We start from the raw sequence: 24451 nt of genomic DNA, 5'->3' as shown, positions 1-24451 counted from the left end.
CGGCACCGCCCCTTTCTTGTTCCGCTTCACCGCTATCTCTTTTTGATTGACATCTGAGATATCAGATGCCAATCAAAAAGCGGGAGGAGCTTTGTATGACACCTGCAATGGAACATGGCGCACTGAGGTCACAGCCACTGATTCAACTGGAAGCGGTTGGCAAAAGCTTCGGAACGAACATTGTTTTGGACGGTGTCGACTTCGAGTTGAGACCCGGTGAAGTTCACGCGCTTTGTGGTGAAAACGGTGCTGGGAAATCCACCTGCCTCGGTCTTCTTTATGGACTTCACCAGCCCACAGCCGGGCGAATCCTGTGCGATGGCAACGAGCAGCTGATTGAAAGCCCATCACATGCGCAATCACTCGGTATTGGCTGTGTCTTTCAGGAACTCAGCCTCGCCGGTGCCCTCTCCGTAGCGGAAAACATCTTCGCAGGCCGCGTGCCCACCCGGTTGGGTGTCGTCAACTGGCCTGAATTGCGTCGTCGGGCGGAAGCGTTGTTGGCGGAGTTCGGTCTGGATATTGATGTTTCCATGCCGGTTGACGGCCTTCCGATTAGCTCCCGCCAGATCGTAGAAATTGCCAAGGCGTTGTCACTGAACTCCCGCGTCCTGCTTTTGGATGAGCCAACTTCAGCATTGGCACCCGATGAAGTGGACGCACTATTCGACGTCTTAAAGTCCCTTACAAAGAAGGGGATTGGCATCGTGTATGTCAGTCACCACATGGCCGAGATCTTCCAGATTTCAGACCGCATCACTGTTCTGCGCGACGGACACCGCATCAGCACATTGCCCGTGTCAGAAACCTCCCAGGAAAAGGTCGTTGCCGAGATGATCGGCGGCGCACATCCCGGTGATGTCACCCGTTCGGATCAAGGCGGCGGCAACGAGGTTTTGAATGTGAAGAACCTGACGCACCCCGGCGAGTTTGAAGACATTTCGTTTTCCATAAAAGCCGGAGAGATCGTTGGTATGGCCGGTCTAATGGGTGCCCGCCGCAGCGAGATTGTCCGGTCCATCGCCGGATTGATGCATGGCGCGACAGGCGAAATCAGATTGCATGGCAAGCCAGTCAACTTTGCGTCCTTGCGGCAAGCGATGCGCGCTGGTGTCGGGTTTGTCCCCGAGGAACGCAAGACCGAAGGTCTATTTCTGGAACAATCGCTCAGCGACAACCTGATTGCAGCCAGTCTTTCCGAACACACGTCTGTCGGTTTCATACGTGCCAGCACAATCAAAGCTGCGAGCCAGGCCGCCATTGACGCCTTCAGTGTCAAAACCAGCGGGATTACCGAACTTGTTGGCGATCTGTCAGGGGGCAACCAGCAAAAGATCATGCTGGCCAAATGGCTCAAACGTTCTCCAGCTCTTCTGATCATCGAGGAACCCACAAAAGGTGTTGATGTCGGGGCTAAATTTCAGATTCACACAGAGCTTTTACGTCGAGCCGCCGAAGGTATGGCCATCCTCGTGGTGTCATCCGATTTCCCTGAACTTGTCTCTCTCTCTACGCGCATTCTTGTGGTTCACGACGGTCGCCTCATGGGCGATGTTGCGGCGGTCGACGCAACCGAGACCACGCTCCTTCAATTGGCCGCCGGAAACTCTGTTCCATCGGTGGATGCAACCCAAACCAATCAATCAGGAGTCGCGACGTGACCATGACAGCTCAAGCCAATTTGACCATGAAACCACCCCTGTTGCGCCGTGTCCTGCAAGCCTTTGTTGATATTCGTGAGTTAACGCTGATCGTCCTGATCGCCGCCATCATCATCGTGATGTCCAACATCAACCCCTACTTCCTGAGTTTCTCGAATTTTCGCGCGGTGGCCGTGGGCATGGCACCGACCGCGATCATTGTGATAGGCATGGCAATCCTGCTTGCATCCGGTGGTTTCGATCTGTCGGTTGGTTCGGTGATGGCCCTGTCTTCCACCGTCGTCGCCATGCTGCTTTTGACCGGTTTGGCAATCCCGCTCGCCGTAGCATGCGGGCTCATTCTAGGTGGCATGGTGGGCGTGGTGAACGGAGTGCTGGTGACCGGCCTCGGGATCAATCCGTTGATAGCAACGCTCGGAACGATGTCGATCGCACGCGGTATTGCCCTCGTATTGACCGAGGGGTTTTCAGTATCCAGCCTGCCGGCGTCCTTCGCCTGGATCGGCAAAGCTGACATCAGCGGCTTTCCGGTGATTGTCTTGTTCACCATTCTGCTGGTGATCCTGTTTGACCTGGCCGTCCGCCATACGCGTTTCTTCCGTCAGGTCTATTTCATTGGTGCCAATGAAAAAGCCGCGATGCTATCGGGCATCCACGTCACACGCGTGCGCATCATTCTGTACGCACTGACCGGTATTCTGGCTGCTCTGGCGGGTGTCTTGCTGGCCTCCCGCCTGATGAGCGGTACGCCCACGGCCGGCAATGGCATCGAACTGCAAGTTCTGGCGGCTGCCGTCATCGGCGGCGCATCATTACGAGGAGGAGAAGGCACTATCCTTGGAGCTTTCCTTGGCGTCGTTTTCGTCGCGTTAATCAACAACACCATGACGATGCTGGCCGTATCGATCTACTGGCAGATGATCGTCATCGGCGGTGTACTCGTTACAGCTGTCGCCTTGGACATGCTGATCCGAAGCAAACGGGGTTAGTCCCGAAGCTCTCCAAAACTCAACAACAACCAAAGATCCAAAACAGGGAGACTACGATGACCGAATTGAAAGTAAATCGGCGCAAGCTGCTGACAGCGGGCACGACTGCGGGACTGGCCGCCGCTTTCGGACTGCCCATGCTGTCCAAGGAAGCCATGGCGCAAGCCGCTGGCAAGGAATACGTTTTTCTGTCCATCGTCACACAAGTGCCGTTCTGGGTGGATTATCGCAACGCGATGGAAGATCTTGAGGAGTTGATGGGCATCAAGGCCACGTTCACGGGCCCCCTAGATTTTGACACTGCAGCGCAAGCACGCCAACTGGACGAATTGATCGCCAGACGCCCCGCAGGTATCCTCATATTCCCCGGTGATCCGGCTACTTTGGCACCCGGCGTTGAACGCGCGGTCGAGGCCGGGATTCCAATCACGTGCTGTATAGGTGACATCCCCGACAGCCCCCGATCCACGTTCCTTGGCATCAACGGCGTTCAGGCAGGACGTGTCGGCGGCGAGATGCTGGCGCAAGCGATTGGCGGCCAGGGGAAGGTCATCCTCGGCACGTTTCCCGCTCCTTCCACGCTGGAGCGGGTCGAGGGTTACAAACAAATCTTCGCTGAGAAATACCCGGATATCGAAGTCGTCGATGTTGTGAACGACAAGGCCGACCCGTCCTATGCTCCGACAGCCTATCTTCAAGCCATTCAGGCAAACCCCGATATTGTTGGCATTGGCGGCACAGACGGCGACAGCGGCAAAGGCGCTGCGATTGCGGTCAACGAGGCGGGTCGCAAGGACATCAAGATCGTCGCGATGGATCGTAATGACGACATGCTGCCCTACATCGAAGACGGCACCATACACGGTGCTGTGGCTCAGAAGTCCTATTTGGAGATATTCCTCGCCTTCCACATGATGCATTGGCAAAATACCGATGCGTTGAAGGTCTTGCCGGATTGGAAGGCCGCCGGGATCAACCCGCTGCCTGAACGCGTCGAAACCGGGGTGATGCCGATCACGTCCGAGAATGTCGCACAGTTTAAGCACGTCTAAATTTTCATCCCGGCGCGGCCATGTCGCGCCGGAACACCGTCAGGGAGCAAACATGCCGGACAGATGGAGTGTTCTTCAGCTACAGCAGTGTGATCTGCGACTGACACTCCTGCCAGGCATCGGCGGCCGTCTGTGGGACGTGAGTTTTCAAGGGAGCTCACTCCTCTTTCAAAACCCAGATCTTGACGGAGTGGAGATCGACGACACCCGGCTCGCCGATTTGCCTACACGCTCTCCACAATTTGGCTTTCCACTTTGGGGAGGCGAGAAGACATGGATCGCCCCGGACTCGTCTTGGGAAAACGGCGCTCCGTTTCCCGTGCTGGACAGCGGCTCCTATCAGATCACTTCTAGAACCAGCACTCGCATCGACATGACCAGCGCCGTCTGTCCCATATCTCACTTATCTGTTTCGCGTCGCATCACACTGACTTCTGAAAACAGCTGGGACATTGAACATATCGTTGCCAATCATGGAACTTCCTCGCGTTTGACTGGCATTTGGTCGGTCATGATGCTTAACACCCCAACCAAGATCGGCGCCGAAATGGATCATCCTGCGTTTTATCCTGTTTTCGGCTCTGCCGAACAGATGGTTGCAACGCACAGCAGAAGCACTGTCGTGGATTGTAGCAGACTGCAGGAATTCAAGATCGGACTTCCGAACCCCAACAGCCGGACGCTGATAAAGTGCGGAACGGATGGACCTTTGTTGATGTGCTCAGTACCGGAACCTCGGCAAGGTGACCGATTTGCGCATCACTATCCATTCGAGGTCTTCAATTCAGGCGATTACGCCTACTGTGAAGCAGAGTGGCACTCCCCCGTGCACAACCTCGCCCCAAATGAAACGCTGAGTTTTAGGCAGATGTTCCGCGTCTTGACGGACGAGGACCAGCCACAAATGCCAGCGGGTCTTACAAGCAACAAGGAATTCCTGTTATGCATGTCCTGATCACAGGCGCTGGTGGACATCTTGGGCGCAAACTGTTCGACACGCTCGAAAGTGATCTCGACTACACGGTTTCCGGCATCGACATCCGACCCGCCGATCATCCCAATATTCACACTGCGGATCTATCTGATGATAGCAGTTGGATCAGCTTGCTCGAGGACGTGGACGTAGTCGTGCATCTTGCCGGTGACAGAGAGCCGGCCGCCACTTGGCCCTCAGCGATCAAGCACAATATGGATGCAACCCTTACACTCTATCACCATGCGGTCGCCATGGGTGTCAGTCGCGTGGTTCTTGCCAGTTCCAATTGGATCCATGGCGACAAAAGATTCACGCATGAAGCGCTCAACAGTAAGACACCACCTGGCCCGGTGAACGCCTACGGAATGTCAAAACTGTTCTGTGAACAGACAGGGGCTTACTTCGCCGAGCATCACGGACTGTCTGTCATTTGCCTGCGTATTGGCTGGACGCAATGGACCCACGACAACCAACCCGGCACGCATATGGCGATGGGCCGATGGGGCCAGGAAATGTGGTTGAGCGATCGGGATTTCCTAAGCGGCATGCGCGCCGCAATTGATGCAAAAGACGTTTCCTTTGCAGCACTGAACTTGATGTCGAATAACCCGGGCATGCGTTGGGATATCACCGAAACGCAGAAAGTGATCGGCTATTCTCCGAAAGATGGGAGCCCGGCAAAAGTTACCACAGGCATTGCCTTTAGGTCTGCGCTGAAGCGCCTGTTTTCAGTCCGTATCCCAAATTATTTCACCACACGTTTTCCGGATTGGTAAAGTACAAGGCCCAGACATTGTTGTTGCTTTGGGCATTCAGTTTCCGAAACCTAGCCTTGAGGTAAGCGTTGTTCGCATTGCGGTTGTCAACGCCCCACGTCATGAGCGGCAGATTTCGCAATCTTCGGCTGAATCGCTGCGCTTTAACAAACTGCGAACATCGCTGAACCGGTGTTATGTGAAGCGATCTCTGGTTGAGTAGTGGCGATTCAGTGGGACTAATGCCAGTGGCTCTCTAGCGGGACAAACACAGACACATGATCAGCGTCCGCTTTAAAGCTCATTTCGTTCGCCATCGAACAGTTATTACTGGCTGCATTCATTTTCTGTCTTTAATCTGTCTTGCATGGCAATCGAACCGAGACTGGATATAATCGGGGCCGCGCTCGCCGATCCCAGCCGATCCCGCATACTGTGCGAACTGATGGACGGGCGCGCATTCACCAACAAAGAGCTGGCTTGTGCGGCCAAGATAAGCCCGCAGACCGCGAGTGCCCATTTGAAGCAACTCGAAATTGCCGGTCTGACCGCTTCTTTGCGAAGCGGTCGGCATGTTTATCACTGGGTGGCAAGCGCTGACGTTGCCCAGGTGCTGGAAGGATTGGCTACCCTGTCACCGACCGACCACCTGTCTCGGCCCGGCCGGATCGCGACAGACACACAACGCGCACGCAGTTGCTACAATCATATCGCTGGTAAGCTCGGCGTCCTGATGACGAAGCGCCTTGTTGCCCTCAATGTGCTGAATCTCAAAGATGACGCTTTGACATCCGGACCTCACTATCAGGATTTCCTCGATGATATCGGGATCGAGCCGCCACCTGTTTCATCGGGGAAACCTCCGGCAAAACTCTGCCTTGACTGGACAGAGCGTCGGCACCACATTTCCGGCCCGCTGGCCACAGCGATCATGCAGAAGTCACTGACAGCGAACTGGCTGGAGCGCAGGACCGGTAGTCGCGCTCTTACCATTTCCGACGACGGGTTCGATGCGCTCGAACGCTGGTTTGGCCTGAGCAAAAAGACTCTGGACGGCTCGGACGACAATTGACAGTTCGGCCGATAACGAACCTTCATTTTCCACAGCATCGCCAATACGAGCTATTTCGGCAGAAGCTGCTGGAGATAAACATGACATTGCCCAAACTCGAAAATGACAGGTTCGTTCCCGAAAACGGTCTGCGGATCGTTGTCCAGGTGCCAGATACACATGCGCAAAAGATCATTGACGCGGTTCTGGTCGATGACGTTCTGAAATATGGCGACTACGATTGCGTCACCTATCAGACCGCGCCGGGAATGCAAAAATTCAGATCCCTGGGGAGTGGGCGCAATATGGCAACCTCAAAGGTTGTCGAGGTACCCTGTGTGGAACTGTCATTCTTTCTGGACAGTAACGAAGCCAAAACCGTGCAGGTTCTAAGAAACATCTATTCATCACACCCCTACGAAGAGCCGGTGATCTTCGTAGAACCGTGCATGCGGACGCTCCATATCCGGGGAATGGACGAGGACAATCCTAACAGGTTCTGGAACAACGAGACCGAAGATTGGGTGCCAAAAGAGCACTGGTAAGTGAGGTTGAACTCAGCAATCTCCGAACCCCAACGAATAAGTAGGAAGGGCTCCTTTGGAACCTTCGCCGCACGCTGTACTAGGGTCCGGTTTTGATTTCCTGGAAACAAGGCAATAGCGGAAAGCTCCTGCACATCGCGGTTCGGGTGTTATATGCACCGGTCTCTCGTTGAATGCCCGATCTGCTGTCACATGCCTTCGATAATGGCAATTCTGGCCGTGGCATTTTCCCTAACGATGTACCGCAGCAAGTTATTACCCTCGGCCATGAGGTCGAGGCGATCTTCGTTCTTTTTCACCACGGCTGCCCACGCCATTTGATCGTGTATTAAATCGTCAAGGATCGCTATGCGTTGTCCACGGCCCATTTCCTTGGTTTTGCTTTTTAACACCAAAAGTCCATCAATATGCCCGATGAGGTCGGGTGCCAGGTCCTGATCTTTAATGAGCTCATGCAGGTTCATCAGCTGTGGCATATCGGGTACCGTAGGTTTTTCGTATGCGTCTCAGGGGGCATTCTAGCAGACCGAGAAAACTCTTGGTTCGGCCCATAAGAGACATTCGGCACCCTGCTGGCATTCTGCGGTCGCAGCCCGCATTCCGGTCATTCGCTGCAAGTGCAAACTTTGGCGCTGCTCGAACTCACACATTGAGGGACTTTATTGTCATTCTTTAGGACGACACAAATGACCGCTCGAAGGAAGCTGGCATCAAACCCAGAGGCTGCTGAACTTATCATCGTAACAACTTTGTGATCGCAACGACCAAAGTATATCTTGTCCAAGATGTCTACCAACTAGTAGGTTGGTATTTGTTCCCAAGGAGAGACAACATGAAAATCTATGATACTGAGGGTTTCCCAAACCCCGCACGTGTGCGCATTGCGCTTGCTGAAAAAGGCGCAACAGACCAGGTCCAATTCGTTCCGGTTGACGTGATGGGTGGCGAACATCGCACCGAGGCCTTCAAAGCCAAGAACCCCGATGCCGTTGTGCCCTGCCTTGAGCTGGCGGACGGTACACATATTTCGCAGTGCAATGCGATTACAGAATATATCGACAATCATTTCGAAGGCCCGTCGCTGACCGGAGAGACACCAAAACAACGTGCGCAAATTTCGATGATGAACCTGCGTGCAGAAAATGGTCTGCTGAATGCTGTGGGAACCTACTTTCACCATGCCACACCAGGTCTTGGTCCAGACCTTGAGACCTATCAATGTGCTGAATGGGGTAACAAGCAAAAGCAAGTTGCTGGTCAGACAATGGCTTACTTGGATGAAGTTCTGGCTGACAATGAATATCTGGCAGGTTCTGAGTTTTCGGTTGCTGATATCACGGCGTTTGCCGGTCTTGCCTTTGCGGACTTTGCCAAGGTCGACATTCCAGAAACACTCTCCAATCTGGCGGCATGGCGGGCAAAGGTCTCGGCACGGCCCAGCATCGCAGGTTAAAGACGCGATACCACTCAAGCCGAAAGGAAAAACATGGAACTGAACGCAGACTTTAAAACACGCGTGGTTGTTCACTCTGAACAGCTTGAGTGGAACGCTTCGCCTATGCCCGGTGTGGATCGGCGTATGCTGGACCGCATCGGCGGCGAAGTTGCCCGTGCCACGACGATTGTGCGCTATGCGCCGGGCAGCAAGTTTTCGGAACACACCCATACAGGTGGCGAAGAATTCATCGTGCTTGATGGTGTATTTCAGGACGAACATGGCGACTTCCCCGAAGGGACATATGTGCGCAATCCTCCCACCACTGCACATACGCCGGGGTCAGAGCCGGGCTGCACGATCTTTGTAAAGCTGTGGCAGTTCGACATGGTCGACCGCAATCAGTTTCGCAAAACCATGGCCGAAGAACTGACCGATCCTGTGGATGGTGTCGCAACGGCTGAACTACACCGTGATGCGCGTGAAACAGTGACCTACAGCCACCTTGATGCAGGCGCGACACTGGAAAATACCGATGTGGGTGGGATCGAAATGCTGGTGATTGCCGGTTCCGTCACCGAAGGCAGCGGTACGCTTGAAAAAGGAGCATGGCTGCGACTGCCGGAAGGCGATCAACTGTCTGCAACGGCTGGCCCTGATGGGGCAAAGCTGTGGATCAAGACGGGTCATTTGCCCCACGCCAAACCGCCTGCCGTCTGATGAGTGTTGAAAAACCTTTGGTCCTTGTGGCCGGCGCGGGGGCTGGCCTTGGTCAGTCCCTGTTGTCCCGTTTCACAAAAGATGGCTTTGCTGCCGTTGGCTTGGGACGCACCCAACCTGAAACGGTGATTGGCCAGTTCTTTGAGATGGACCTGACGGACGAGAGTGCCGTTCCCAGCATCCTGGCACAGGTTATTGCAGAACATGGCCCGCCTAAGGTTGTGATCCACAACACGAGCGAACTGATCATCGCGCCTTTCGCAGAAACCCGGCTTGCTGATTATCAACGCACGTGGGGATCCATGGTGCAGTCTGCCATTTTGCTTGCCCAATCGACACTGCAACCGATGGTCCGCGCTGGCGGTGGTACGTTCATTGTATCTGGCGCCACAGCGTCCTTGCGGGGTGGTACAAGATTCTCGGCCTTTGCCAGCGCAAAATTCGCCTTGCGCGGCCTGACGCAATCGCTTGCACGGGAGTATCAACCAGCAGGTGTTCATGTCTGCCACGCGATTCTGGACGGTATCATTGATACAGCGCGATCTCGGGACCTGCACAACCTTGATCCGGGCAAGATGATGAAGCCCGAGGACATCGCAGAGGCCTACTGTAGCCTCGCCCACCAACCCAAATCCACATGGACGCACGAGCTAGATCTGCGCCCGGCATCCGAAGGGTTCTAGCGCATGCAAACGCTGATTGTCGGCGGCGGGATGTCAGGGCTTGTCTTAGCCGAACGTCTTGAGGCGCAAGGGCGCGACTATATGCTGATTGAGGCCCGCCCGCGGTTTGGCGGGCGAATCATGACGCAGCATCTGGAGGCAGGCTACTTTGACATGGGGCCTGCCTGGTTCTGGCCGGGCCAGCCACGTATTGCAGCTCTGATTGATCGGTTTGGTCTGACAAAGTTCGACCAATTCGCCGATGGCGCTCAGACCTTTGAGGATGAACATGGCAACGTGCAACGCGGGCAGGGTTTTTCATCAATAGAAGTGACATGGCGGCTAAGGGGAGGGTTGGCTGCTCTGACAGACGCATTGGCCAACTGCCTGCCGGATCATCGCAAACAGCTAAACGCGCCGGTTGTTAAACTTGACATGTCCGGCGATCAATTCATTGCAACAACGGCAAAGGGCGAACAGATCCACGCGGATCAAGCTGTCCTCGCTGTGCCCCCACGTGTTGCGGCCGAAATCGCATTTTCGCCCGCATTGTCTGCCGAAGCCGCCCAAACCATGAAAGGCATCGCGACATGGATGGCAGGTCAGGCCAAGGCTGTTGCGGTGTACGACAAACCATTCTGGCGCAAACAAGGACTGTCCGGTGATGCAATGAGCCGGAAAGGACCGATGGTCGAAATCCATGATGCATCCCCCCCTGAGGGTGGACCATACGCGCTATTTGGCTTCATCGGTGTACCGCTCCAAGGTCGCGCGGACGAACAACTGCTGCGTCAGCACCTGCACGCTCAATTAACACGGTTGTTCGGGCCTGAAGCCGCCGAGCCCCAAAAGCTCTACTTGAAAGACTGGGCCATTGATCCCTACACTGCAACTGAGGCGGATAAGGCACCGCTATATGCCCATCCGACATACGGTCTACCGAAGGCGATGAGCAATCTGTGGAACGGAAAGCTGCATTTCGCAGGAACAGAGGTCGCCCCGGTTTTCGGCGGCTATATCGAAGGTGCTTTGGAAGCGGCAGAGAATGTCCTACACAGCCTAAACGCCCAAAATCTTGGATAACACATGGCGACCGACACCAAGACAACTCTGCTCAATTCGGCTGAACGGGCCGCGCGCAGGCGTGGCTTTGATGGGTTCAGCTATGCCGACCTGGCCGCCGACGTCGGAATCACAAAGGCCAGCATTCACCATCATTTCGCCAGCAAGGCAGCTTTGGCCGTCGCGCTGATGCAGCGGTATTATTCAGATTTGGAAACCGCCTGTGGCGAGATTGATCAAGACCATGCAACAGGGGCGACGCGCTTGGCCGCTTTGATCAAGCGGTATCGTGGCGCACTTGAAGGTGGTCAAAGCTTGTGCCTGTGCGTGTCTTTTTCGACCAGCACAGAAAATCTATCAGCAGACACGATTGCCGAGATGAACCGTTTTCGCACAATGATGACCGAATGGCTTGCGAGGGTATTTTCACTGGGTCAGGGCGATGGAACGATCCTACATGTTGCCGATCCGGCAGCAGAAGCCGCCGCAACACTGCCTTTGCTCGAGGGCGCACAACTGGCAGCCCGAGTGGCACAGGACCCGCAAAGGTTTGAAGCGGCAGTCCAGATTTTGTCCAAGCGATTGGTTCAATAAACCAATGCGCAACCCTTCGTCCTGACGCTGGTTTTTGTCCGTTAGGACTTGAGCACGTTCAAAAACAGACATTGCTGCGCTCTGCAGCATTGGTCGTTTTGGGCTCTTTCAAGACCTTGGGTGCAGCGCAGCATTTCGGTTCAAGAACCACTAGCCATCGATTTGAACGGCCCATAGCCGACATCCATCAGCCCTTTGAAATATTGCGTTAGCAACCCGCATTTCAGGCATTCGCTGCGATTGCGAAAGCTAGCCTAGGTGAATTCTCACTCCGCAGTCGAAAGTGGAATCGCTACCTCAGACTTGTCTCATTCATTGCTAGATTTCTATGGCTACAACAAACTCCAGCCAGCTATCGATGCCGGGGGTCAAGATCTGGGGCCAGGCACGAAAACAAATCTGAGGGCACATGCGAATTTGATTCTCTAAACCTTTTTACAATTGAATCGCGCCAATCAAACGACGTTCGTAACATCACAACCTTGTCTCGGGTTCGCCAACAAAGAATTTTAGAACCGATAAGTCGCGCCTAGCACAGGCCCCGACTGATCAAATGTAAAATCGTTGCCGTCGATTTCATGATCGAATGAGATATAGCGATAACCACCGCGGATCAGCCACCTGTCGTTGATTGCGTAATCTGCCGTCAGCAGAATCTGCCAGGTTTCACTGTCGCTGCGGAAGCCTCCGTAGTCGACAAAACCGGAGCCCGACCACTTGTCCGAGAACTGTACCCGTGCTCTGGCGCCGATGACAGGGTCGGTCCAGCTATCGTCTGCCGTTGTTGTGCGCCCCGGTGCCGCGCCGGGTAGAAGGGTAAATTCCGTTTCGGTGCTGAACCACCGGAAACCCCCGGCGACGTCAACGGTGATAGTTGGCGCTTCATACACTCTGTAGCCAACATAGCCACTCAGGTATTGTGTGGTAAATGATGTCTCCAGACCCGAGCCGACAGGTCCAGGAGCGCTGTTGCTGAACGATAAGTCTGTGTAATTGTAATCTGCAAGTATCAGCCAACGTCCGTTGGTGGCCGAGAACGCACTCATAAAGGCAAAATCGAGGTTTTCCAACGCATCCGAAAAGCTGAGCGTACCGTCCAGAGTGCCCAAAGGTGTGTCCAATGTAGTCTCTGTTTCCGGCATGAACAGGTATATTGTGGCCTCATATGACCAATCGGATTGTTGAGCCGAAGCCGCTGTGGCCACAGATGCAAAAAAAGCTACTCCGCAAGTGCAGCTTTTCACCCAAATTGACGAAATCATTCTGTCCCTCCCGTCAAACAATCAAGTTTGAATAAATGGTCTTTGGTTTGTGGTTGTTTGGCCCTAGGCCTCATTCTACAGCTCCTTCGGTTGCCATCGAACCGCTGCCGACACGATTAATATCTGTGTTCGGGAAAAACTCGGACCAGACATGCCAGAATGCGCCTGCGCGCAGGGTTTCGACACGTTTTAGCTGACCCTGATCTGAATGGCCCCAAAAATCGCAATGGCTCACAGGTTGACCAAAGTCGTTGTACCAAACGCCTAGGCTTTCATACTTTGGATCCAAGCTGACCACGACATCTCGTCCGCCGACATTGGCATTCACGATCCACTCGTTCTCGACGATGAAATCATCAGTCCAGCAAACCGCATCCTTACCGATCGTAATTCCCCAAACGTAGGTTTTATTTGGTAACCGATCGTCTGAACGATCCATGTTGTCCATCACGGGCGCGTCTTCCTGATGCTGGCGTCCGATGCCCCAGCCAAACGTGATCTCGGTCATCATATCCAGCAGGCGCAAAAATGGGTTCGGGGATGGCTTGTTCAGAAATACCTCACCGTCAGGATAGGCCTTCTGAAACCCGCGGAACGTCATTCGAAAGGTTGGCCAGGGCTCCATTTGCGCTTCGGGTCGAAGGGGGCAGGCAGGACCGTCGGAGTTAGGGTCGCGGTCCGCCTCGCGGAAACCATAGATGTGCTGGATCGGCTCGCCCGTGTCGTTATCGCGCAGGATTAGGTTATTGCCATGCTGGGCCAAAACCTCGAGATTCAACCGTCGTCCTTCTATTCGCGGAATGTAACCCTGACCCAGATTGGCCATAGCGCAATAGGTCATGACCACGTCTTCGCCACCCAAGCCATCTACATTCCCGGCCAGATGAGGGCGCATAATCTGCGCATCCGGGTGCGCGCGCGCTTGGCCGTTGTTTTCGATGACTATGACAGGCGCAGTTGGTCCGACATATTTGCGGGCTTCTTCAATTGGAAAGTACTGTGCGTCATTGAGCTGGTTCCTTAGACCCAAATGCACCCAAACGTAGGGAAACCCATAAAGAAGAAGAGTAAGCACAGCCGCTATGAGCCAAAGCCAGAAAGGGCCACCGCCCAAAAGGAAATGCGCAAGTGTTGCCGCTGCAAACCCGCCAAGTCCGATACCGATCAGGCGATATTCATTGCGGATAAAGCGCACCATATTCTCGCGCTTTACCTTCAGCAGCATTTGAGAGACGTCGCCCAGATCGCGAAAATAGACAAACCCGATGCCGAGAGACACAATCAATCCCAGTGCGAATATTATGCTACCAAACATGCTGTGACCCTCGACCTTGATTAACACAGTCCTTCACAGGTTTATTGCGAAGGATTAGGCTTACTTCTGTGGTGACGCGCGCTTGATCATGAAAGCCTCAACTGCCTGTTGGGTTTCGGGGCGGATGTTCTCGATCCCTTCATAGGGCACGCCATAGGCGGGCGCGGTATCGGGGAATTTCTCTTTGCGGGCCATGTGGCGGCCCAGAATCCGAGCGAATTCCTGCCCTCCCCAGGCGCCAACCTCGGTCGAGACCGAGTATTCTTCGCGCGTGTCCCGATAGAGATCAAAGAACTTTGCAAGAATGGCGCTTTCGCCTGGTCCCGGCAGTTTCAGCTTTAGCTGGTCTTTCACGACCGCCTCGGGCTTGTTCACCGAATAGACGATGACGTGATCGCGGCGAGATTTGGATTCATCGGTGAACAACAAGGCGGCCGACTGGTCCACCCCATCCACAAGGCGATCCCGCGGAATATACTGATCTGCTCCGGCAAAGCGCGACAAAGTGGTATAGAGGTCCGAGACATGGATGATGCTGTTAAGCAACCCGTCAGCCTCGATCATACCGGGCCAGCGGATGAAGGCGTCAACTCGTATACCGCCTTCAGTCGTGTCACCTTTGCCGCCAGCATAGATCAGCGGGGTGAACCCGGATTGCGGCGCGTATTTGGTGAAATGGCCATTGTCACCCATGACCACAACCACAGTGTTTTCCGTCAAGCCCAACTCTTCCAGCCGCGCGAACAAGTCGCCCAACCACTGATCGAGCAACTGCATTTTGTCCACATACAGGCCACCATTAACGCTCTCTGGCCCCGACCGCCCGGCACGGGTGTTGTCCAGCGGGATCATCGGCCAGTATTGTAAGAAAAACGGGTCTTCACCACTTGCTAGGCGATCCAATTCTTCCATCGTCTTGTCCTGAAACCCCTGGTTCATCTCATCGTACTTCGCAGCGTTCCAGCGTTCGCCGGTTTCCATGCGAATTTCGCGGATGGGCCCGCCGGTTTCCCCTTCGATGACTGTCATCATCGCGGCAGAGTCCGGCCGGAACCAGCCGTCCAGCGTATATTTGTCGTCATAGTCACGGATCGCGACCGAGACCTGTTCTTTGATCGCATCATCATTGAAGATCGTCAGCTGGCCCTGTTGGTGGATGGCGTGCTGGGCATAGTCAAAACCCTGATTCATCGCCCAGCTTTCGGCGATATCGCCCATGTGCCATTTGCCGACATGGCTGGTCGCATAACCCGCCTGTTTCAGAATTTCGGCCAAGGTGACCTCGTTTTCCGGTAAGCCAAACCCGGCAATGTCCACCGTTGTGTCGCCCATACCCATGCGTACGGGCAACCGCCCGGTCATTTGTGCCACGCGGGTCGGCGTGCACGAAGGTTCAGTATACATGCGCACCATTCGCATCGCCTGATCGGAAAAGTCGTTGATATTCGGCGTTTCATAACCTCGCACAGCGTTTAGCTCGGGGATGCCCATGTCGCCGAAGCCCATATCGTCGATCAGAACGCTGACTATGTTTGGGGGCTGCCCATTGTTACCGTCACGAAAAGCGGCCAGAGCATCATCAACAGCGGTATCATCCTGTGCCCATTGTTCTGCATGTTGTGCCTGCAGAATATAGAATTCGGCATCGTGTTGAATTGGGTCTTCCTGCGCTTGCAAAGGTGGTGCCGTAACGCCTGCACAAAAAACCAGAAGCCATTGTAGTTTCATTCCGTCTCCCCCAGGTTTGAAGCCGAGCTTCGGTGTTTGATCTTTGATGCGTTAACCAATTGTAACATCGTTATATTCAGATATTTATTTAAATTTGCGACGTCACTGCCAGCTCATGAATACATCACGGGTCAGTTCAGTTTCCGGACGCAGGTTTTCGATGCCCTCATAGGGGGTACCTTTGCCGATCTCTGAATGTGGATATTTGGCGATCATCTTCTGGTGGCGCTTTATCATATCCTGAAAAGATGCACCGGCCCAAAGCGAGTAGCCAACCAACGGGTGTTCCTCACGAGGGTCCCGATAGATGTTATAGGTTGGAGCAGCCGCGCCGGGTTGACCAGGGGCAGGAAGGTGCATCTTGAATTCTTGTTTAACGACCGAGCGCAAGACAGGGCCTTCGTAGACATAGACATAGTCACGCCGACCGTTCCCCTCGCCGTTCAACAGTAACGCCGTCTGGTCAATGCCGTCTATCACACGGTCCCTTGGGATAAAGGCGGTGGCTCCGGCAATTCGCGCCATTGTGGTGAAGATATCTGAAACATGAACGATGTCGCCAGCTGCAGTGTTGGGTTCGATCACACCGGGCCAGCGAATGAACGCATCGGTTCTTACTCCGCCTTCAAGATGCTGAGTTTTGCCTCCGCGATAGATTAGTTGGTTCAGGCCGGATGAGCCTTCATAGTGATACATCAGACCATTATCTGCCATCAGAACAACAATTGTGTTGTCTGCCGTGCCGGTTTCTTCAAGCTTGGCCAAGAGATCTCCAATCCATCCATCAAGCAGTTGCAGCTTGTCGGCATGAAACCCGCCATTTCGTGAAATTGCCTGATCCGGGTAGACGAAGTTCAACGGGTACAGCGGCCAGTATTGCAAGAAGAATGGCGCATCCTCGGAGGCTACACGTTCGAGTTGCTCCAGCGCCTGCCGTTGATATCGTTCGTTCATCTCTTCATATTTGGCCTGCGTCCAAACCTCACCGGCTGACATGTCTACTTCCAGGGCGGGCCCACCGGCTTCGGCCTCGACACCGGTGACAAGACCATATGGCTTGAAGCGCTCATCCAGCAGGAACTGATTGTTCTGCCCCTCGGGCACGTAGCCGAGCATGGCGTTGGACCTCATTGCCTCGGGGATCATGAGGCTCAGCTGCACTTGCTGGTGTAGTGGAAATGCGGCCCAGTCGAATCCCTGATTGTGTGGGTACGATTGCTCAATGTCACCTTGGTGCCATTTGCCAACATGCGCCGTATTGTAGCCGACTTGTTTCAGTATCTCCGGCAGTGTCACTTCGCTGGTCGGAAGACCTTCACCGACCAAAGCCACTTTGACCTCTTCGACACCGGCGCGTATTGGGTGGCGCCCCGTCAGCATGGCGGTACGTGTGGGAGTACAAGAGGGTTCGGTATACATGCGCATCAGCGACATGCCTTCGGTAGCCAACTGATTGATGCTGGGTGTCTCGATCCCCATGACGTAATTCATCTTGCGGTCACCCATCTGACCAAAGCTTACATCATCGATCAAGATGTAGAGGAAATTAGGAGGCTTGCCGCCGTTGGCCGCACGAATTTCGGTCAGCTTGGCGTCGACTTCAACGTCTTGCGCATCCCATGCCTCACCAAACTGCGCGCGAAGGAATTCGAACTCGCCGTCATGAACAATCGGAGTTTCCTGAGCAAGCGCGGAGCCGGCACCAATCAACAACGCAGGCAAAATGTATCTAAGTCTCATGTCAAACCTCCAAATCTTTGTTCCGTACCGATTCCGAATCAAGGCCATGCGCCTGCAACCGTCCGTCAATACTGCTGCGCAGGTCCGAAAGGCTTTCTGCCAGATCGGCGAGATAGCGCATCTGAAGAACAGACTGCGACCTTGGCGGCACCGCCAGTTCGGCGAAGACCTCTTTGTAGTCGCGGCAAATTCGATCAAACTCTTGGTCTTTTGCCCGCAGGTCCTGCAGCAGGCGACCCGCTTCGGGAAATTGGGATTCAAAGAACTCATCATCCGTCATTGGCAGCGCCCTTCAGGCATTCGTTTGCCAAGCATGCATCCAACAGAATATGTATTGAACGTATAAAGCCGCATGCTACCGTAGCACCATGGCGACAAACCCTTATTGCGAAAGGATAGTTCTTTGACCGTCAGCATGGACGATCAGGAACAGAATGACACTCAACAGTTCTCGGCCGAGCAGGTGCGCGATGCGTTGGATAGGGTTCAGAAGTCAGATGAATTCAAAGGGTCCGCCCGCATGCGATCTTTTCTGTCTTATGTTGTGATGGAATCGCTCGAAGGTCGTTCCAACGAGATACGCGCCAAAACCATTGCGATGGATGTTTATGGATACGACGCGGATGAGCTATTGAAACGCGAAGGCGTCGTACGCGTGGATGCGGGACGTGTTCGGCGAAAACTCCAAGCTTATTATGAAAGTAATGGGATCGCTGACGAATTGGTAATCTCATTGCCTGTCGGAAGTTACGCACCCGAGTTTTTGCCGGGCTCCAATCGAAGCAGACAACCATTACGCGGAAGGCGACAGGCTTACGCAGTCGTTATCTCGCTTTCACTTCTAGTAGCCGGTATTCTAGTCGGTGTTCTGATCGGCCGCGGTTCGAAATCTGTTGCTCCAATAACTGGCAAAACTGCGATCTACGACGTGTCGCCAGCCCGCGTCGAAGCAATGAACCTAAGCAACGCTGGCCGGGATCTGATTTTTCCGGTTACAGATTTGGCACGCCTTCAACCTGCGTTGTTGATATTCCAAACAGCAATTGAACGAGATCCGTTTTATTACGGGGGGTATGCTGGCGCTTCTCAGGTCGAAACCATGTTCGCCATCATGAAATCTGGCGATCCAGGTTCTGATGAGTTTTTGCACGCGGCCGACAAGAATAGTGCTTATGCTTTGGAATTGGCTCCGGATGCAGCATGGCCGCTTTCAGCGCGAGCCTGGTTTGAATTTGGGGTGGGCAATTACGATAGCGCAGTTCGATTATCCCAACGGGCCGTAGGTTTGGCACCCGATGATTCACATGTTGCTGAATTCGATGCCTTGATTTCCCTTTATACATCTGATTTTGAACGAGTTTTGTCTCAATCAGCGCGATATAGAGCCCTGGCCCCACAAGGAGGGGGACTTGTATTTGACAATGCATTGGGTGCGGCTCAGTTCCATACGGGAGACTATGCTGCCGCAATCAGGACGTTTGATGAAACAATATCGCGTGGAGGGCCGTTCGGACCAATTTCCGCAGCTTACCTTATGGCAGCCCACTGGAGGAACGGAGAACAAGCAGAGGCACAGCGGCTTGCAAAAGTATTTTCGGACACTTGGCCAAGCTTCCCTCTCGAAGCACTGAAGGCTCGAGTGTTTGTAGACCCACAGCCAGTTCAAGAGCTGATCAGTGCAATGAAGGCTGCGGGTTGGTCAGGAACCATCAGACCCTGATTCTCAAGCAGTAGGATGTGTCACAATCAATTTGCTCAGATTGGAATGACATAAAGACCAGCGTAAAAATGCCAGCGCCATGCCGCGAAGTAGAGTTTGTTTGCGCCGCCCCCGGACTGCGCAGGTGTATCGGTAATAGTCATTTAGCGGCCTCCAAGCACAATCGCGCCGCATCCAGCGGGATACGGGCATCTTTGATTTCAATAAAAGGTAATGAAATCAGGCGTGAGGCAGGGCGCGGGTCAAACGCGCGGGATCGAGATCATTGCGCTCGGCAACGCGTTTGGCGATAAATTCGAAAGTTCGCGTTGCTGTGGTCTGTACGAAGCGTGGACAACTGTCTTGAAGCAGAACGGACGTGTTGCTGATGCGGCAAGCTTCGCAATCAACGGTCACTGGTGCGCTGTCGCCATCTATATTTCCGCAGATGCCGCTCAACTGCCCGCCTGCTGCGATATAGGCGGTGAGTTCCGGGGTCGTAGACGTGGGAGCTGTCCGATGCGCAAAGCCCTCAGCTATGAGTGCGACTGTCAAAGCAGTCACAATACACCACAGAGAGTTTGGAAGAGAATCCGCACATAACCGTCCCGTAGCCGATCCAACATCGCGATGCCAGTTGGAAGATTTGTATTTCTGTAGTTATGCTTCTTGGACAACCTGTGAAAAGCGGACGCTCGCGCAGAGCGCAACATTCGTGACTTTGGGCTCAGAGCGGCCGTCACAGCCGGTGCAGCATTATCCCCCGCCCCACCTCAAACAGAATTCCCGGACGGGCACATACCTGCCGTTCGTCAGCTTGGTTAGCGCCGCAGTGCAGCTTCCCAAAAGCGGACGTTGACAACCGATCGCAGCATTCGCAAGATTTGCGTTTCTCGGGCGGTTCCCGGTCATGGTGGCGTGCTCTTGTAAGAGATTGTTGATATATTCGCCCGCAATGGCGTCGACGACACACATATGCTCGTCGAAATGCCACAAACGTACAGCGTTTCACCAGGAGTCAGGTGACTCGGAGGTGCCGACTGAAAAGCCGACAGACGATTGCGACGAAGCAGAATGTCGTCTCGCAGTCGAGCGACCTCTGAAGCAAGCTCAACACGTGGACATCCAAACTGGCAGGTCGCTGCTCAGTTGAACTCACATAGCGTAGACGAAAGCAGCGCGGCAACTTGTTGAGAATATTCAATCTGCTGTTTCTCAGGTTAAGCCGCACGGGGCTGACTTGGATCTGTTGAGATTGCACAGCCACCCACAATGGGGCACGGTGTTGTTCAACCTGGAAGAAAATTCATGACTTCGGCAAAAACTACTAACCCTTGGCTCATATTGCTGGGCCTTGCGCTTGGCGTCAGCATATCCAACGCCTTTGGCCGCTTTGCATACGGCCTAATTCTACCATCAATGAAAAGTAGCCTCGGCTGGAACCTCACTCAATCTGGTTGGCTAAACACCGCCAATTCGATTGGCTACATAATGGGTGCAATCCTAACACTTTTCCTGATCCGCCATATTTCGCCGTCACGGCTGTTTGCTGGCGGCACTGTGGCGACCGCACTGTGTCTGTTAATAACCGGGTTAAATGAGGACCTCGTATTTCAAACCGCTTGTCGTACATTGGTCGGGTTGTTCGGCGCTCTTTCCTTTGTATCAGGCGGCGTTCTGGCGGCATCTCTGTTCCAGAACTGCGCACGAAGGAATGCACTGGCTATCGCCTTGTACTTTGGCGGCGGCGGTGGGTTTGGTATCGCCTTATGTGGTGCAACCCTTCCGGCTATGCTGGACGTTTTCGGGCCGCAATACTGGGACTGGGCGTGGATCGGAGTTGGGATTGCAGCTCTGATCATTTGTCCATTTTCCGTTTGGGCGTCCACAAAGCTAAACAAAGCCGAGCACGACGCAGCGCTTCCTTCCATTCCTCCGGTGCGCAGGATGTTAGGCGAACTCGGCGGATACGCGCTGTTTGGGTTGGGTTACATAGTCTACGTAACTTTCATCGCTGTCTGGATGAAGGAGCAGCATTCCAGTGTCCTGTTGACCACGGCAACGTGGATGATCCTTGGATTCAGCATTATGGCGTCGCCATTTGTTTGGCGTGGGATATTAGCCCGCTTCGCTTCTGGGACGCCATTGGCGTTGATCTTAGCCGGCGTCGCTTGTGGTTCAGCCCTGCCGATCCTTGTTCCAAACGGATATGGATTGATCATGTCGGCGCTCGTGTTTGGGCTGTCGGTCTTTATGCCGCCCACTGCTGTCACCAGCTTTGTCCGCCAGAATCTGGATCAGCAGGATTGGGGTGCAACCATAAGCTTTTTTACAGTTGTTTTCGCTATCTCACAAACACTTGGACCGATCGGAGCCGGCGTCATCGGAGACATAACCGGAGAAATTGGAGATAGCCTTGTAGTGGCCTCTGCCGTTTTGCTGGTGGGTGCCCTTTGTGCTGCGATGCAAAAACCACTCGGGCGTGCGGTGGCGTAACCGTCCTGTTCCGAACTGCGCTCATTCACTACAACAGACTAGGTGAGTTCTGACTGCGCGAAGAATAGCGCTCTGGTCACTCCAGCGCGGGTCTGCTTCAGGCCATTGCCTCATAGTGCGGGATCCAGAACTTCGCCTCTATCGCCGCTTTCAGGTCATTTTCTGAGGATTTAGGCGCAACCCCGTCCGATTGCGCCTGTTGACCAACGGCAAATGCAATAGCCTTGCTGACCTGGCGAATGTCCTCCACATCGGGCAGCAGGCTTGCGGTGCGATCAGACTTCGCAGGCGATAATGCAGCCAAGGCCTCGGCGGCGGCCATGAACATTCCGTCAGTGACTTGGCGCGCGCCTGCCGCCAGCACACCCAAGCCCATACCCGGGAAAATGTAGGAATTATTGCATTGCGCGACATGGTGCGTCTTGCCGTTGTAGACAACGGGATCAAACGGGCTTCCGGTGGCGACTATTGCAAGGCCACCTGACCAGTCGATAATATCTGCGGGCGCGGCCTCAATTCGCGATGTCGGGTTCGAAAGCGGCAACACGACAGGATGATCAGTCTGAGCCGCCATTGCACGAATGATTTCTTCAGAGAACAAGCCTGCCTGACCGCTGACACCAACCAATATGTTGGGTCTAGCCTGATTAATCACATCCAACAGGGAAATTTCACCATTGGACCAGTTCCTCACTTTGTTGAAGGGTTGGACAACCTGCTTCTGGAACGGCAGAAGATCTGTCATCGCATCGGTTAACAGGCCATTCCGATCCACCATGTAGACGCGCTCACGCGCCTCGGTTTCGGATAGTCCTTGCCGGATCATGAGTTGAACTAATTGTTCTGCGATACCCACTCCCGCTGATCCCGCTCCAAGAAACGCGATGGTAGCGTCCTTTAGCGGAATGCCGGTGACATCTGAGGCAGCCAGCAAAGTGCCTGCCGTTACCGCAGCCGTGCCCTGGATATCATCATTGAATGTACAGAGCTGATCGCGATACCGCGCAAGCAGGGGTGCCGCATGTTGCTGTGCAAAATCCTCGAATTGCAGCAACACATCCGGCCACTTGCGCCTTACCGCCTGCACAAAAAGATCGACGAACTCGAAATAGTCATCCCCGGTGATGCGCTCATGACGCCAGCCGATATAAAGGGGATCTTCCAGCCGTTCCTGATTGTTGGTGCCGACGTCCAATACCACCGGGAGCGTTACAGACGGGCTTATCCCGCCTGCAGCGGTATAAAGCGAGAGCTTTCCGATCGGAATTCCCATACCGCCCGCGCCTTGATCACCCAAACCCAAAATCCGCTCTCCGTCGGTAACGACGATGGCTTCGACAGAGGGCAGGATGGCGTTCTCAAGTATGTCATCGATCCGGTCACGCTCTGGGTACGAAATGATAAATCCGCGTGGGTGATCATAGATTTCACTGAACTGTTTGCAGGCGTCACCCACAACGGGTGTGTAAATTATCGGCATCATCTCGGTCAGATGCCGCACCAACAGAGCGTAGAACAGAACCTCGTTATCATCCTGCAGGCCACGCAGATAGACATGCTTGTCCAGCGGTGTCTCTTCGCGCTCAAAGGCGGCATAGGCACGATCTACCTGGGCTTCGAGCGTTTCGATGTGTGGCGGAAGAAGACCTAGCAATCCAAGCTTTTCTCGTTCGTGTAAAGAAAAGGCAGTACCTTTGTTCAGGAGTGGGTTTGTCAAATACTGTAAATTTACAGGACCGGAATCGACCATAGGTTACCCTTTCGGATCGGCACGCACTGTTTGCACGCGACCTCCAGTAAAGTCAGCATTATAAAACGGCAATTGCAACGAACTTAGAGCACGGTTGCATTTAACCATCTTGCATAGAAGTACTTAAGTATTGTTACTCTCTGCACTTAGGATGTTGTCTGCCGAAGCGCCTGCAGACAGATTGGCGTCTGAAAATGATCTGGTTTCTGGAAGTTCAAGATGCAGAGAAGACGTATGATCAATTTCTATTCGACCGTTGGTCAGAGTGTAATCCAGGACGTGTCCTCCTTTGCTCAGATCGCTGGAAATAAAGTGTAGGTGGTAACCCGGGACGCCGATCCCGACGGCATAATCCGGGCACCGAAACCCCAGAATTGTCCCCTCGACGTTGTTCAGCTCAAACTCAGCCTGCGTTTTTACGACCTCCAGCAGAGGTTTGTATGGTTTCTCCTGCCGTAGAACGTTTCTGTACTTTATGTGTTTAATGTCGCCGGTAAATCGAACGGCATAGAACAGGTTTTTTGCCTCCGCCAATGCATCAAGCTGGGCCTCAAGAGCATCCTTTTGTGTTTCTCTGTCCAAAGATCGATAAACCGCTGGTTCGAAATTGATGACGGCAGCATAAGGTGTCAGAGCCTTGTCGCTTGCGACCGAAGCATTGCCATCCCCGTCGAGGCGATAGGCAACGCCATCCAACACAATCATTTCTCCGTCGAGCGCATTGAATGTACCCAGGCCGAAGTTTCCATGTTCCAGCAGCTGTTCGATGGAAACGGTCCCGTCGTAAACGCCCTGCATAACTGCGCTCAGCAACGAAGCCTGATAATACTCATGTGCATGTTTTTCCGATTGGAAACCCCGTTCTCTGGAATGACTAGCCAGGGCCGTTGCAAAAGTAAGCTCTTTATCTTGTCGCATGCTGTTTCACCAATCTATCTGCCTGGTGTCTATACATTTTC

23 protein-coding genes and 1 pseudogene are annotated in these 24451 nt (G+C 53.9%); 14 read left to right on the top strand and 10 right to left on the bottom strand.

From position 1 onward, the window contains the following. Nucleotides 1–95: 95 nt before the first annotated feature. The 7 genes from AC2FH6_RS10860 (at nt 96) to AC2FH6_RS10830 (ending at nt 7029) form a co-directional block, all read left to right on the top strand. Nucleotides 96–1661 carry a sugar ABC transporter ATP-binding protein gene (locus AC2FH6_RS10860; protein ID WP_496702525.1) on the top strand — a complete coding sequence of 522 codons (1566 nt, stop codon included), beginning with the start codon at nt 96–98 and terminating at the stop codon, nt 1659–1661. Nucleotides 1662–1663: 2 nt separating this feature from the next. Continuing rightward, complete coding sequence (locus AC2FH6_RS10855) at nt 1664–2650, top strand: ABC transporter permease (RefSeq protein WP_496702727.1); 987 nt, start codon at nt 1664–1666, stop codon at nt 2648–2650. Nucleotides 2651–2706: 56 nt separating this feature from the next. Then, nucleotides 2707–3702 carry a substrate-binding domain-containing protein gene (locus AC2FH6_RS10850; protein WP_496702523.1) on the top strand — a complete coding sequence of 332 codons (996 nt, stop codon included), beginning with the start codon at nt 2707–2709 and terminating at the stop codon, nt 3700–3702. Between the two features lie 52 nt (nt 3703–3754). Beyond that, nucleotides 3755–4657 (top strand): hypothetical protein, encoded by a 903-nt coding sequence (locus AC2FH6_RS10845; protein ID WP_496691435.1) that lies wholly within the window; start codon nt 3755–3757, stop codon nt 4655–4657. Continuing rightward, the gene (locus tag AC2FH6_RS10840; RefSeq protein WP_496702521.1) at nt 4645–5454 is read left to right on the top strand and encodes an NAD-dependent epimerase/dehydratase family protein; all 810 of its coding nucleotides are present in this window, start codon (nt 4645–4647) and stop codon (nt 5452–5454) included. The genes AC2FH6_RS10845 and AC2FH6_RS10840 overlap by 13 nt, the downstream gene beginning before the upstream one ends. 346 nt (nt 5455–5800) lie before the next feature. Continuing rightward, a complete protein-coding gene (locus AC2FH6_RS10835) occupies nt 5801–6505 on the top strand; it encodes an ArsR/SmtB family transcription factor (RefSeq protein WP_496702519.1) in 705 nt (234 codons plus the stop codon). 80 nt (nt 6506–6585) lie between these two features. After that, entirely contained in the window at nt 6586–7029 is a 444-nt protein-coding gene (locus tag AC2FH6_RS10830) for a YqfO family protein (protein WP_496702351.1), read from the top strand. A gap of 188 nt (nt 7030–7217) precedes the next feature. Here the strand turns inward: AC2FH6_RS10830 and AC2FH6_RS10825 are convergent, their stop codons facing one another. Continuing rightward, nucleotides 7218–7505, bottom strand: a complete 288-nt coding sequence (locus tag AC2FH6_RS10825; RefSeq protein WP_496702353.1) for a hypothetical protein — start codon at nt 7503–7505, stop codon at nt 7218–7220. A gap of 356 nt (nt 7506–7861) precedes the next feature. Between AC2FH6_RS10825 and AC2FH6_RS10820 the strand changes: the two genes are divergently transcribed. The 5 genes from AC2FH6_RS10820 to AC2FH6_RS10800 are packed head-to-tail and all read left to right on the top strand — an operon-like array spanning nt 7862 to nt 11502. Further along, nucleotides 7862–8482 (top strand): glutathione S-transferase family protein, encoded by a 621-nt coding sequence (locus AC2FH6_RS10820; protein ID WP_496702516.1) that lies wholly within the window; start codon nt 7862–7864, stop codon nt 8480–8482. 33 nt (nt 8483–8515) lie between these two features. Further along, nucleotides 8516–9184 (top strand): cupin domain-containing protein, encoded by a 669-nt coding sequence (locus AC2FH6_RS10815; RefSeq protein ID WP_496702514.1) that lies wholly within the window; start codon nt 8516–8518, stop codon nt 9182–9184. Then, nucleotides 9184–9867, top strand: a complete 684-nt coding sequence (locus AC2FH6_RS10810) for an SDR family NAD(P)-dependent oxidoreductase (protein ID WP_377192788.1) — start codon at nt 9184–9186, stop codon at nt 9865–9867. Before AC2FH6_RS10815 ends, AC2FH6_RS10810 begins: the two co-directional genes overlap by 1 nt. A 3-nt stretch (nt 9868–9870) precedes the next feature. Further along, nucleotides 9871–10929 (top strand): flavin monoamine oxidase family protein, encoded by a 1059-nt coding sequence (locus tag AC2FH6_RS10805; protein WP_496702512.1) that lies wholly within the window; start codon nt 9871–9873, stop codon nt 10927–10929. A gap of 3 nt (nt 10930–10932) precedes the next feature. Continuing rightward, nucleotides 10933–11502, top strand: coding sequence for a TetR/AcrR family transcriptional regulator (locus AC2FH6_RS10800; RefSeq protein ID WP_142640372.1), 570 nt, complete (start codon nt 10933–10935; stop codon nt 11500–11502). A gap of 509 nt (nt 11503–12011) precedes the next feature. Here the strand turns inward: AC2FH6_RS10800 and AC2FH6_RS10795 are convergent. The 5 genes from AC2FH6_RS10795 to AC2FH6_RS10775 form a co-directional block, all read right to left on the bottom strand. Then, nucleotides 12012–12764, bottom strand: coding sequence for an outer membrane protein (locus AC2FH6_RS10795; RefSeq protein WP_496702362.1), 753 nt, complete (start codon nt 12762–12764; stop codon nt 12012–12014). A 70-nt stretch (nt 12765–12834) separates the two neighbouring features. Then, nucleotides 12835–14079 carry a DUF3179 domain-containing (seleno)protein gene (locus AC2FH6_RS10790; protein ID WP_496702510.1) on the bottom strand — a complete coding sequence of 415 codons (1245 nt, stop codon included), beginning with the start codon at nt 14077–14079 and terminating at the stop codon, nt 12835–12837. A gap of 60 nt (nt 14080–14139) precedes the next feature. Next, nucleotides 14140–15807 (bottom strand): sulfatase-like hydrolase/transferase, encoded by a 1668-nt coding sequence (locus tag AC2FH6_RS10785; protein ID WP_142639690.1) that lies wholly within the window; start codon nt 15805–15807, stop codon nt 14140–14142. Between the two features lie 102 nt (nt 15808–15909). Further along, complete coding sequence (locus tag AC2FH6_RS10780) at nt 15910–17547, bottom strand: sulfatase-like hydrolase/transferase (protein ID WP_496702508.1); 1638 nt, start codon at nt 17545–17547, stop codon at nt 15910–15912. A gap of 1 nt (nt 17548) precedes the next feature. Continuing rightward, the gene (locus AC2FH6_RS10775; protein WP_142639695.1) at nt 17549–17827 is read right to left on the bottom strand and encodes a hypothetical protein; all 279 of its coding nucleotides are present in this window, start codon (nt 17825–17827) and stop codon (nt 17549–17551) included. Between the two features lie 123 nt (nt 17828–17950). Between AC2FH6_RS10775 and AC2FH6_RS10770 the strand changes: the two genes are divergently transcribed. Next, nucleotides 17951–19267, top strand: a complete 1317-nt coding sequence (locus tag AC2FH6_RS10770) for a tetratricopeptide repeat protein (protein ID WP_496702506.1) — start codon at nt 17951–17953, stop codon at nt 19265–19267. A 219-nt stretch (nt 19268–19486) separates the two neighbouring features. Here the strand turns inward: AC2FH6_RS10770 and AC2FH6_RS10765 are convergent, their stop codons facing one another. Next, nucleotides 19487–19810, bottom strand: coding sequence for a hypothetical protein (locus AC2FH6_RS10765; RefSeq protein ID WP_496702504.1), 324 nt, complete (start codon nt 19808–19810; stop codon nt 19487–19489). Between the two features lie 344 nt (nt 19811–20154). After that, nucleotides 20155–20373, bottom strand: a pseudogene (locus AC2FH6_RS10760) (hypothetical protein); the annotation flags it as partial. Between the two features lie 181 nt (nt 20374–20554). Between AC2FH6_RS10760 and AC2FH6_RS10755 the strand changes: the two are divergent. Then, entirely contained in the window at nt 20555–21742 is a 1188-nt protein-coding gene (locus AC2FH6_RS10755) for a YbfB/YjiJ family MFS transporter (RefSeq protein ID WP_496702371.1), read from the top strand. Between the two features lie 97 nt (nt 21743–21839). Here the strand turns inward: AC2FH6_RS10755 and AC2FH6_RS10750 are convergent, their stop codons facing one another. Beyond that, the gene (locus tag AC2FH6_RS10750; protein WP_496702502.1) at nt 21840–23492 is read right to left on the bottom strand and encodes an NAD-dependent malic enzyme; all 1653 of its coding nucleotides are present in this window, start codon (nt 23490–23492) and stop codon (nt 21840–21842) included. Between the two features lie 123 nt (nt 23493–23615). Further along, a complete protein-coding gene (gene budA, locus AC2FH6_RS10745; protein ID WP_496702500.1) occupies nt 23616–24410 on the bottom strand; it encodes an acetolactate decarboxylase in 795 nt (264 codons plus the stop codon). Nucleotides 24411–24451: the final 41 nt, after the last annotated feature.

It is taken from the genome of Ruegeria sp. CDSC045, from assembly GCF_059610725.1.
This window is presented reverse-complemented; position numbering and strand designations above follow the sequence as displayed.

What these genes read in the sequence shown, in the direction of transcription:
- AC2FH6_RS10790 (WP_496702510.1), bottom strand. Translation starts at nt 14,079, where the DNA reads ATGTTTGGTAGCATAATATTCGCACTGGGATTGATTGTGTCTCTCGGC.
- AC2FH6_RS10840 (WP_496702521.1), top strand. Translation starts at nt 4,645, where the DNA reads ATGCATGTCCTGATCACAGGCGCTGGTGGACATCTTGGGCGCAAACTG.
- AC2FH6_RS10800 (WP_142640372.1), top strand. Translation starts at nt 10,933, where the DNA reads ATGGCGACCGACACCAAGACAACTCTGCTCAATTCGGCTGAACGGGCC.
- AC2FH6_RS10795 (WP_496702362.1), bottom strand. Translation starts at nt 12,764, where the DNA reads ATGATTTCGTCAATTTGGGTGAAAAGCTGCACTTGCGGAGTAGCTTTT.
- AC2FH6_RS10830 (WP_496702351.1), top strand. Translation starts at nt 6,586, where the DNA reads ATGACATTGCCCAAACTCGAAAATGACAGGTTCGTTCCCGAAAACGGT.
- AC2FH6_RS10750 (WP_496702502.1), bottom strand. Translation starts at nt 23,492, where the DNA reads ATGGTCGATTCCGGTCCTGTAAATTTACAGTATTTGACAAACCCACTC.
- AC2FH6_RS10835 (WP_496702519.1), top strand. Translation starts at nt 5,801, where the DNA reads ATGGCAATCGAACCGAGACTGGATATAATCGGGGCCGCGCTCGCCGAT.
- AC2FH6_RS10810 (WP_377192788.1), top strand. Translation starts at nt 9,184, where the DNA reads ATGAGTGTTGAAAAACCTTTGGTCCTTGTGGCCGGCGCGGGGGCTGGC.
- AC2FH6_RS10775 (WP_142639695.1), bottom strand. Translation starts at nt 17,827, where the DNA reads ATGACGGATGATGAGTTCTTTGAATCCCAATTTCCCGAAGCGGGTCGC.
- AC2FH6_RS10755 (WP_496702371.1), top strand. Translation starts at nt 20,555, where the DNA reads ATGACTTCGGCAAAAACTACTAACCCTTGGCTCATATTGCTGGGCCTT.
- AC2FH6_RS10820 (WP_496702516.1), top strand. Translation starts at nt 7,862, where the DNA reads ATGAAAATCTATGATACTGAGGGTTTCCCAAACCCCGCACGTGTGCGC.
- AC2FH6_RS10825 (WP_496702353.1), bottom strand. Translation starts at nt 7,505, where the DNA reads ATGCCACAGCTGATGAACCTGCATGAGCTCATTAAAGATCAGGACCTG.
- AC2FH6_RS10815 (WP_496702514.1), top strand. Translation starts at nt 8,516, where the DNA reads ATGGAACTGAACGCAGACTTTAAAACACGCGTGGTTGTTCACTCTGAA.
- AC2FH6_RS10855 (WP_496702727.1), top strand. Translation starts at nt 1,664, where the DNA reads ATGACAGCTCAAGCCAATTTGACCATGAAACCACCCCTGTTGCGCCGT.
- AC2FH6_RS10860 (WP_496702525.1), top strand. Translation starts at nt 96, where the DNA reads ATGACACCTGCAATGGAACATGGCGCACTGAGGTCACAGCCACTGATT.
- AC2FH6_RS10785 (WP_142639690.1), bottom strand. Translation starts at nt 15,807, where the DNA reads ATGAAACTACAATGGCTTCTGGTTTTTTGTGCAGGCGTTACGGCACCA.
- AC2FH6_RS10805 (WP_496702512.1), top strand. Translation starts at nt 9,871, where the DNA reads ATGCAAACGCTGATTGTCGGCGGCGGGATGTCAGGGCTTGTCTTAGCC.
- budA (WP_496702500.1), bottom strand. Translation starts at nt 24,410, where the DNA reads ATGCGACAAGATAAAGAGCTTACTTTTGCAACGGCCCTGGCTAGTCAT.
- AC2FH6_RS10850 (WP_496702523.1), top strand. Translation starts at nt 2,707, where the DNA reads ATGACCGAATTGAAAGTAAATCGGCGCAAGCTGCTGACAGCGGGCACG.
- AC2FH6_RS10780 (WP_496702508.1), bottom strand. Translation starts at nt 17,547, where the DNA reads ATGAGACTTAGATACATTTTGCCTGCGTTGTTGATTGGTGCCGGCTCC.
- AC2FH6_RS10845 (WP_496691435.1), top strand. Translation starts at nt 3,755, where the DNA reads ATGCCGGACAGATGGAGTGTTCTTCAGCTACAGCAGTGTGATCTGCGA.